The following is an 8784-nucleotide window of genomic DNA, read 5'->3' as shown; positions in this document are numbered from 1 at the left end:
CCCCAAGTCAAGGAAGGAGGAAGAAGTCCGTTTGCACTTCTGGGGAGTTGCAAGCCCTCACTTCAAGCGTTAGCTAAGTGGGGGTAGTTGACGCTTCTATCACTGCACTTCTAACATACGAACTCCATCCCGAAATCATCGGTTCGTACGTCCACTATGCCTCCATTTTAACAAGTTTTTCATTTATAACTTTACAACATTTTTATCATATGTTAGACTATTTTTAAAATTCATAATTTATCATCTACTAGGGGTGTCCAATAGCTTGGACTGAGAGAAGAACGCGCAAAAGTTCTTTGACCCTTTGAACCTGATCTGGGTGATGCCAGCGTAGGGAAGTAGATGGCGCGAGTGTTCTTTACTTGTGCTATTTGCGGACAAGATCAGGTTCTCGTTATGGAGCCTGATCTTTTTACGTATTGGCGTTGCTCCAACTAAAAAATGAAAAGGAGCGATTAAAAATGAAAGACTTATTTTCATCAATGCTATTTCCCTCGAGTAAAAAAGTGTATGTGCTCGGAACGCGTGAAGATGTTCGTGTGCCAATGCGAGAAATTCAACTTTCTCCAACCAAAACAGGTACAACAATGCTAGAAAATGAGCCTATTCGAGTCTATGACACGAGTGGACCATACACTGACCCACTTTTCGCGCCGAATATTGATAAAGGATTGCCAAAATTAAGAGAAAAATGGATAACGGAGCGTGGCGATGTAGAAGAATATAGCCCTTCATTAGTGAGAACAAACATTCCTTTTTCACCTAGGCGTTTTCGTGCGAAAAAAGGGAAAGTTGTGACCCAAATGCATTATGCAAAACGAGGAATCATTACACCTGAAATGGAGTTTGTTGCTATTCGCGAACAGATGGATCCCGAATTTGTTCGTCAAGAAGTTGCAGCAGGAAGAGCAATTATCCCAGCTAATATTAACCACCCTGAAAGTGAACCAATGATTATAGGAAGTAAATTCCATGTGAAAATTAACGCAAATATCGGAAATTCAGCTGTCACATCTTCCTTAGAAGAAGAAGTTGAAAAAATGCTTTGGGCTGTTCGTTGGGGTGCCGATACAGTCATGGACTTATCGACAGGAAAACATATACACGAGACAAGAGAATATATTATTCGAAACTCCCCTGTGCCGATTGGAACTGTACCTATTTACCAGGCGTTAGAGAAAGTGAACGGCATTGTCGAAAACTTATCATGGGACATTTATCGAGAAACATTAATTGAACAAGCCGAGCAAGGCGTAGACTATTTTACTATTCATGCAGGTGTCTTACTTCGCTATATCCCACTAACAGTCAACCGAACAACTGGTATTGTCTCTCGGGGTGGTTCAATTATGGCACAATGGTGTTTAGCACACCATGAGGAAAACTTTTTATACACCCACTTCGAAGAAATTTGCGAAATTTTAAAAACTTACGATATTGCTATTTCACTTGGGGATGGATTACGTCCAGGCTCAATTGCAGATGCAAACGATGAGGCGCAATTCGCCGAGTTACAAACACTTGGAGAGTTGACAAAAATCGCTTGGGAACATGATGTCCAAGTGATGATCGAAGGTCCAGGGCATATTCCAATGCATAAAATTAAAGAAAATGTCGATAAACAAATTGAAATTTGTCATGGGGCACCTTTTTATACGCTAGGTCCTATCACTACCGACATTGCACCAGGTTACGACCATATCACCTCAGCTATCGGTGCAGCGCTTATCGGCTGGCACGGTACGGCCATGCTTTGCTATGTGACACCAAAAGAACATCTTGGCCTGCCGAATAAAGAAGACGTCCGCCAAGGAGTCATCGCCTACAAAATTGCTGCCCACGCTGCTGACTTAGCAAAAGGACACCCTGGCGCACAAACGCGTGATGATGCATTATCAAAGGCGAGATTTGAGTTCCGTTGGCAAGATCAATTCAACTTGTCACTAGATCCTGAGCGCGCACGTGAATATCACGATGAAACGCTACCGGCCGAAGGAGCAAAGCTTGCTCATTTTTGTTCGATGTGCGGTCCGAAATTTTGTTCAATGAATATTTCTCATGAATTACAAAAAACACTACAAAGCGAAGGAATGAAAGAAAAGGCAAAACAATTTGTTGAATATACAAACATCATGCAAGCTGAGAGATAGCGCTCAGCTTGCACTTTTTTACAAAAAATGTTATTTAAGTCATATTCGTTGACATTCCGCTTACCATAGCTTAAATTTAAGTCGTAACTTTAAGTAGAAAGTATGGAAAGGGGTGACTTGCTTGCTCACAGATTTCATCATTTTTCTGTTAGGATTACTTCTAATCATCGGTGTATTAACAACGAAGTTTTCTTCTTGGCTAGGCGTGCCATCACTTGTATTTTACATACTCGTCGGAATGATTTTATCCAAATTTATATATTATGATAACGCTTTTCTCACCCAGATTGTTGGCGTTTTTGCGTTAATCATTATTTTGTTTGAAGGTGGGATGAACACAAAGTGGAATACATTAAAAAAAGTTTTAGTTCCCGCTTCCTCCCTTGCAACGTTTGGAGTGCTAATTACTGCCATTTGCGTAGGCATATTTGCCAAATACATTTTACACGTCTCATGGGCCGAGGGATTTCTATTAGGCGCTATCGTTTCTTCGACTGACGCTGCAGCAATATTTGCTACGCTAGGAAGCGTCAATGTAAAACGCCGTCTCTCAGCAACACTAGAAGCTGAGTCGGGGATGAACGATCCGATGGCCGTTATTTTAACCCTCTCCTTGATTACATTTATCCAACAGCCAGAACTAACTATTTCCCACACCTTTCTCAGCTTTATTTGGCAGATCGTTATCGGTATTCTTGTTGGGCTTGGATTAGGAAAATTAACTGTGTGGTGTTTGAATAAAATAAATCTTGATTCCTCGGGATTATACCCCACTCTATCTTTATCATTTGCGATACTCTCTTATAGTATAGCAGCCCTGCTAAAAGGTAGTGGGTTTCTTTCGGTATATATTATGGGCGTTTTTGTCGGCAATGCACAAATCGTTTATCGCCATTCTATTTTTCGTTTTAACGAAGGGCTAGCATGGATGATGCAAATATTTATGTTCATTTTACTCGGACTACTCGTTTTTCCAAATGAACTAGTAAAAGTAGCATGGGAAGGTGTCGCCCTAGCTATCCTACTTATTGTTGTGGCGAGGCCGATCAGCGTCATGATAAGTACAATAAACATGAATTTCTCTATTAAGGAAAAGCTATTCCTTTCTTGGGCTGGGCTAAAAGGTGCTGTTCCGATCGTCTTGGCAACTTACCCACTTACCTCGAACATTGAAAATAGTCAGCTCATTTTTAATATTGTTTTCTTTATTGTGCTCATTTCCGCCCTTATTCAAGGATCAACAACTTCTTTTTTAGCCAAGCATTTAGGACTGCTACTCGGAGAAAAGAGGGAAGTGGCTCACTCCATCGAACTGATGTCAACGACGAAAGCAAATAAGGAAATTGTTGAAGTCCATATCAGTAATAAGCAGTCACATTTACTAAATATGACGATTAGTCAACTTCCATTGCCAAAGGATTGCTTAATTACGGCTATTATTCGTAATGATAAAATTATTACCCCGAAAGGAAACGTGAGATTACACGAAAATGATGTTGTTTATATATTAATCGAAAAAGGAAGAAGATCAGAGATTTATAAAATATTTTCAATTACTGAAGATACGTCATTCTAATAAAGACAAGAGCAGGACATTCCCCCTGCTCTTGCTTTCCTCTTCAATGCCTGTTTCGATTATTTCTACTGAAAGATCCCTATATGTTGCTTAGACAATATCCCCAAAGACATTCGTGATTTTCTGCTTCTGAGGAACCCAGTACACTGAAAAGATAGGCGCTGGCTCTACCCAATACAAAAAACATCAATACTAACACTTAAACGTGTACTATTTGATGATATCCAACAATTCGGTTAAAAGGATAACGATGGTTCCTCGCATCAACAACAAACTCGACCCCTGCTTCATCTTGTGGCATCATGAAACGATAACCATTTTATCCCGGAAACTGAACAAGAGCAATAAAAGTTGCTCGTTTGTTTGTACTGTTGCATCACGAGAAGACGAATATTGGATCCGTTTTGGGAGGTGAACAAAGTGTTCCTCCCTTTCTCTACCTCCATCATTCCAAATATATTTATTCCCAATAAAATAACATCACATGAGACTTCTCTAACGTTTCCCCAACAAACATATCACATTTCACCAAATCGACACATATTTTTATATCAGACTTGGTCACTTATTTTTATTTGAAAACGGATACAAAAGGAGGAATTTACATGATTTACGCCCAACCGGGACAACCTGGTTCACTCATTACATTCAAAAAGAGATATGAAAATTTCATCGGTGGGGAATGGGTCCCGCCAATAGATGGGGAATATTTTGAAAACATTTCACCTGTTACTGGGCTTGGGCAATCTCATCAGCAAAATGAGCCATGCGTGCTTCTTCAGGTGACACACTCACATGGTGTTTGGCTGTAGAAAAGCCGATAATAAATGTCCCGTGATCGGTAAACATAGGTGTATTCCATTTGATTTGCGGTTGTAACTGTGGGAACGTATCACAACCCACCGTAAAATTTCCTCTACTCGGTTGCGATGGTCGACATGATCAATCTTTGCTAAATATTGTTCAAAAACTTCCATAAGTGTTCCTCCTCGCTACATCTCTCATCTTCTGCTATCAACATTATGACACAAAACAATATGTCCATCATCCTAATATTACGCCAATAATTCGTCATAACTTTGCACTTTTCCTCATACACATGAATCGTTCATATGCAACAGGAGGCGATCATCATGGAGCAACAGGCGAAAGTCGTTAGTATTATCAACTGGAAAGGCGGGGTGGGAAAGACGACCGTCACTCATCATTTAGCGACAGGACTACAACATTTATCATCCGACGAATTAGAACTGTTTGGTTTTGAACATGCTCAACCAAAAGTGTTGTTAGTAGATGCAGACGCACAATGTAACCTCTCTATTTCATGTTTAACACCCGAACGGTTTGAACAATTAGCCTATCATAAAACACCTCCGATCGGTACGTTGAAAGATTTAATTGAACATTACTTGAAAAATGAGCATCCACAAGTAGATGTGGACGACTTTATTTTAAAAGCGTGCGTGCGAAGTAAAAATGAGAAAGTGTATGAACATATTGATTTGCTTCCAGCACACGCTGAACTTATCCATACAGACATGGATATTGCCGTTTACTCAAGGCCATATTTCAAAGAACATTTATTTGGTTCGGACATTTATAAATTTCAAATGCTACACCATATTTTAAACACGATAAAACATGAATATGATTTTATTTTTATCGATTGTCCACCGAATTTAAATTACATTACGCAAAACGCCCTGTACGCAAGCGATTACTATTTAATTCCCGCGATTCCTGATCGTCTTTCTTCATACGGTATCTCAGCCATTAAAAATAAAGTCGATGAGTTAAACGAAAGGTTTCAATCTAGTTCAAAAGAATATAGTGATACAAAACTCATTGGAATCGTCCTCAATTTCATTCGCGAATACGGAAATCATCCAAAACAAACACAGGAAAATATGATCAATACATTGAAACGTACGCTTTCATCTGACATGATATTTAACAGCTATTTACCATATGGTGATGCCATCACGCGAGCATCCATGCTCAGTTATCCTGTATTTGCTGTTGAAAACCATCAAGGGAAACAAAGTGAATGTGTGAAGAAAATGACGCTCGAATTTTTAAACCGAATTGGTGGGGGAATTGTCGTATGAACGTAAAAACATTAACACATATGTTAGAAAAAGCGCTCATTATTTTAAAACATTATGAGCATTGTACAGTCGAAGAAATGCTGGATGATCTTTCTGCAAAGTTGCAAAATCAAACACGAAAAAAGCAAACCACAAACGTAACGGACTATGCAAACGTCATAAAAAAAATAAAAAACATGAATAAAGAGGAAGCAACAACGTTTTTAATGTCTTTTAAAAAAGAACAACTGCTTCATATCGGGGCACAAATGAATATGAAATTACAAAAGAGAGACACAAAACAAATATTAATTGAGTCAATTGTATCCCATTGCAGCTTTCCTGAACTATACGCCCAAATGGCAAATAGAAAATCGAAAAAACAAATGAGCGAACAGATATAATAGCTGTTCGCCTATTTATTTTCTGGACAATAAATCAAACGTATAATGACGTAATTGCTGGAAACGATAAAAAGTAAAAAGCGAGGTTTATACAAATGCGACATGGATTAGTCTTGTTATGCATGTTAAGCATGTGTACAATTGGAAATCTCTTTTCCTCTCATACGGTCATTGCGGCAGAACAGCCGGCGTACGCGAAATGGGGAAAACTCGCTGTTTCGGAAACGAAAGAGAAATACCCGAATGCTACGGTCGTTGACTATCTTCACGTCGGCCGAAAACAACACGCAAATACAACAAGCGAAACATTCAAACTATGGTTAAAAGCAGACAAAAAAGAATTTGGCGTGTTTGTAACGATTACATTTAACACGGCGACAGAACAAATTGTGGACATCACTTTTCAAGAAACGCCAAGATGACCGATGCGGCTATACGACCGCATCGGTTTTTATTATATCAATAGAAAACATGAAACATATATCACGTCATTCGTATCATCACATGAGCAAAACGCACCTCACAGACGTGACAGCCTATACGCTCTCCACGACGTGCCGATTCGCGGCAAATGTTTCGCTCGCTCGCTTGGGTATACATACACAAATCCGGCATTTTTTCCGTTTACATCTGTCACGAATACTCGCTCATAATCGTTGTACCTTCCTTCTCCGTAATACCCTTCAAGCCGATCCATTGCCCTTAGTCCTTTTTCGCTCACCGTCAGCCATTCCCCTTCCACAGGAGGAGCAGACGGATCAAGCACTAAAGCCGGGTACAAATCATGAACGCTATGAAGCCAACCACATACAGCACCTTTCTCGATATGTGCAACATACGGGGCAACAACATGATGATTCGACTCCCCTTGCAGCAACGTCCCATATACGAACACTTGAAACGATTTCATCTTCGCTCACCTCAGCAGGCTACATATAGTCATACGGAAAATATAATGGCATATGCATCCACGCCTTTCATTTTGTTTATATGTGTCAACGTATACGCAAAACCGCAAACAAAAACCATATGTCACACATACATCGTCCACATCCCGATATCATAAAAACCGAGTCTTTTATAAATACGTCCTGCACTCGGATTATCATAAAATAAACATAACGTTTTGCCTGCGCGAATGTAGTCTTGGATAACTCGTTTCATGATTTCGCTTGCATACCCTTTGTGACGATCATTCGGATCTGTGCAAACGCCGACAACCATCGCAGATAGCGTATTTTCTGCAGTTGTCGCAACAGACGACACCATGCGACCATCTTCCTCGATATAGTACACACGCCCTGTATTTGTTTCTAACGATTTGACAAGCATATCACGCGATGAAGGAAGCACCGAAAACTCAGCAATGCGACTGCGCAATTCAAGTATTCGATCGACATCATCAATCGTTGCTTGTTTTATTTCATAGCGGCTTTCCACTTCCGGAAATATGATTTCGTTACATTCGCAAAAATACGTCACACGCTTTTTTCCAAGTGATAAGAGAGGTTCAAATTTTGCGACAAGCTCGGTTTTGCCTGAGAGTCGAACAGGCTGAGCGGCATGTCTCATAATTTTCGCAAATCCCTCTATATCAAACTCCCCTGGAGCATATGGAATATACGAATCATAAAATCGCAACAATACAGCTCGCAACTCGCCATTCTCATCAAAGTCGCCCCACAGCTCTTGAAACTCTTGCTCATATCCAAACGCTTCAATATCACCGATAATAAAAAGATTCAATGAAGGCTCCTGCCTTAAAAAAGAAAACACAACATGATGATCTGCGCTATTCAACTTACGAATCATGTCCATCTCCCTTTACGATCAATATTAATTCTACTATAGCAAATATAAAGACAAAATTTTGTTGAAATTTGTCCAGACAACACAAATGAAGTGTTGGTTTCGCCGTATGTCAAAAGTACTTTCTCATTATGATATAATGTAGAAAAAAGGATGTGGAAGAGATGGAAAAAGCACAACACGGTCGTATGTATTCATATAAAGATATTCAGCAATGGGAAGGAAATTGGGAGCTAATTGACGGTGTTCCTTATTTGCTTGCATCGCCTTCGTATATTCATCAATATGTCGTCGGCGAACTGCATCTCGCCTTAGCTCCTTACTTCAAAGCACGTGGATGCCGCCTTATCTTGTCCCCATTTGACGTGCAATTCGATACAGATAACAATGAAGAAGAAGCGCAAACCGTTGTACAGCCAGACTTATTCGTCATTTGCAATTTAAATCAACTGAAGAAAAACCGAGTACAAGGCGCACCTGATCTCGTGATCGAAGTGTTATCCGCTAGCACAGGAATTAAAGATCGAAACCAAAAATATTATTTATATGAAACAAACGGCGTGAAAGAGTATTGGATGGTCGACCCAAGCAATCGGACGATTGAAGTCATCGGCTTAGAAGACGGGCAGTTTCAAAAACGCGCAGTATTCGGTCCGAAAGATGTGTTAACGTCTTTTTTGTATCCAGATTTAGCAATTTCGCTTAATTCCATCTTGCATATGGATGATGTGTAATAAGATAACGCCGGCTAGAGTTCC

General features: G+C 39.9%; 8 protein-coding genes, 2 pseudogenes and 1 riboswitch. Of the genes and pseudogenes, 7 read left to right on the top strand and 3 right to left on the bottom strand.

The genetic code is table 11. The features are described 5' to 3' along the window. The first annotated feature begins 239 nt into the window (after positions 1-239). Positions 240-354, top strand: a riboswitch (TPP riboswitch). Positions 355-461: 107 nt separating this feature from the next. The 3 genes and pseudogenes from thiC to ABEV15_RS02540 all read left to right on the top strand — a co-directional run. Continuing rightward, the gene (gene thiC, locus ABEV15_RS02550) at positions 462-2150 is read left to right on the top strand and encodes a phosphomethylpyrimidine synthase ThiC (protein ID WP_498852303.1); all 1689 of its coding nucleotides are present in this window, start codon (positions 462-464) and stop codon (positions 2148-2150) included. A 112-nt stretch (positions 2151-2262) separates the two neighbouring features. After that, positions 2263-3726, top strand: coding sequence for a potassium/proton antiporter (locus ABEV15_RS02545; RefSeq protein ID WP_498852302.1), 1464 nt, complete (start codon positions 2263-2265; stop codon positions 3724-3726). A gap of 605 nt (positions 3727-4331) precedes the next feature. Then, positions 4332-4463, top strand: a pseudogene (locus ABEV15_RS02540) (aldehyde dehydrogenase family protein); the annotation flags it as partial. On the opposite strand, the pseudogene ABEV15_RS02535 reads toward ABEV15_RS02540, so the two are convergent. Next, positions 4462-4703 (bottom strand): annotated as a pseudogene (locus ABEV15_RS02535) (iron chaperone); the annotation flags it as partial. The pseudogenes ABEV15_RS02540 and ABEV15_RS02535 overlap by 2 nt on opposite strands. Positions 4704-4859: 156 nt before the next feature. Between ABEV15_RS02535 and ABEV15_RS02530 the strand changes: the two are divergent. The 3 genes from ABEV15_RS02530 (at position 4860) to ABEV15_RS02520 (ending at position 6639) form a co-directional block, all read left to right on the top strand. Further along, positions 4860-5834 (top strand): ParA family protein, encoded by a 975-nt coding sequence (locus ABEV15_RS02530; RefSeq protein ID WP_498852301.1) that lies wholly within the window; start codon positions 4860-4862, stop codon positions 5832-5834. Then, positions 5831-6217: a hypothetical protein gene (locus ABEV15_RS02525; protein WP_429633624.1), complete on the top strand. Its 387-nt coding sequence runs from the start codon at positions 5831-5833 to the stop codon at positions 6215-6217. Before ABEV15_RS02530 ends, ABEV15_RS02525 begins: the two co-directional genes overlap by 4 nt. A gap of 95 nt (positions 6218-6312) precedes the next feature. Next, a complete protein-coding gene (locus tag ABEV15_RS02520) occupies positions 6313-6639 on the top strand; it encodes a YqzG/YhdC family protein (protein ID WP_429633626.1) in 327 nt (108 codons plus the stop codon). Positions 6640-6737: 98 nt separating this feature from the next. Here ABEV15_RS02520 and ABEV15_RS02515 read toward each other — a convergent pair whose 3' ends face one another. Together ABEV15_RS02515 and ABEV15_RS02510 are read right to left on the bottom strand one after the other, a co-directional pair. Beyond that, on the bottom strand, positions 6738-7127 hold the full coding sequence (locus ABEV15_RS02515; RefSeq protein WP_498852300.1) for a gamma-glutamylcyclotransferase family protein: 390 nt from the start codon (positions 7125-7127) through the stop codon (positions 6738-6740). A 122-nt stretch (positions 7128-7249) separates the two neighbouring features. Next, on the bottom strand, positions 7250-8029 hold the full coding sequence (locus tag ABEV15_RS02510; protein ID WP_498852299.1) for a GNAT family N-acetyltransferase: 780 nt from the start codon (positions 8027-8029) through the stop codon (positions 7250-7252). A 161-nt stretch (positions 8030-8190) separates the two neighbouring features. Here ABEV15_RS02510 and ABEV15_RS02505 point away from each other — a divergent pair, with 161 nt between their 5' ends. After that, positions 8191-8760: a Uma2 family endonuclease gene (locus tag ABEV15_RS02505; protein ID WP_498852298.1), complete on the top strand. Its 570-nt coding sequence runs from the start codon at positions 8191-8193 to the stop codon at positions 8758-8760. Positions 8761-8784 lie beyond the last annotated feature (24 nt).

The organism is Bhargavaea massiliensis (genome assembly GCF_050480245.1).
Classification (GTDB): Bacteria; Bacillota; Bacilli; order Bacillales; family Anoxybacillaceae; genus Anoxybacillus.
The sequence above is the reverse complement of the archived record's forward strand: the minus strand, read 5'-3'. Positions and strand labels throughout refer to the sequence as shown.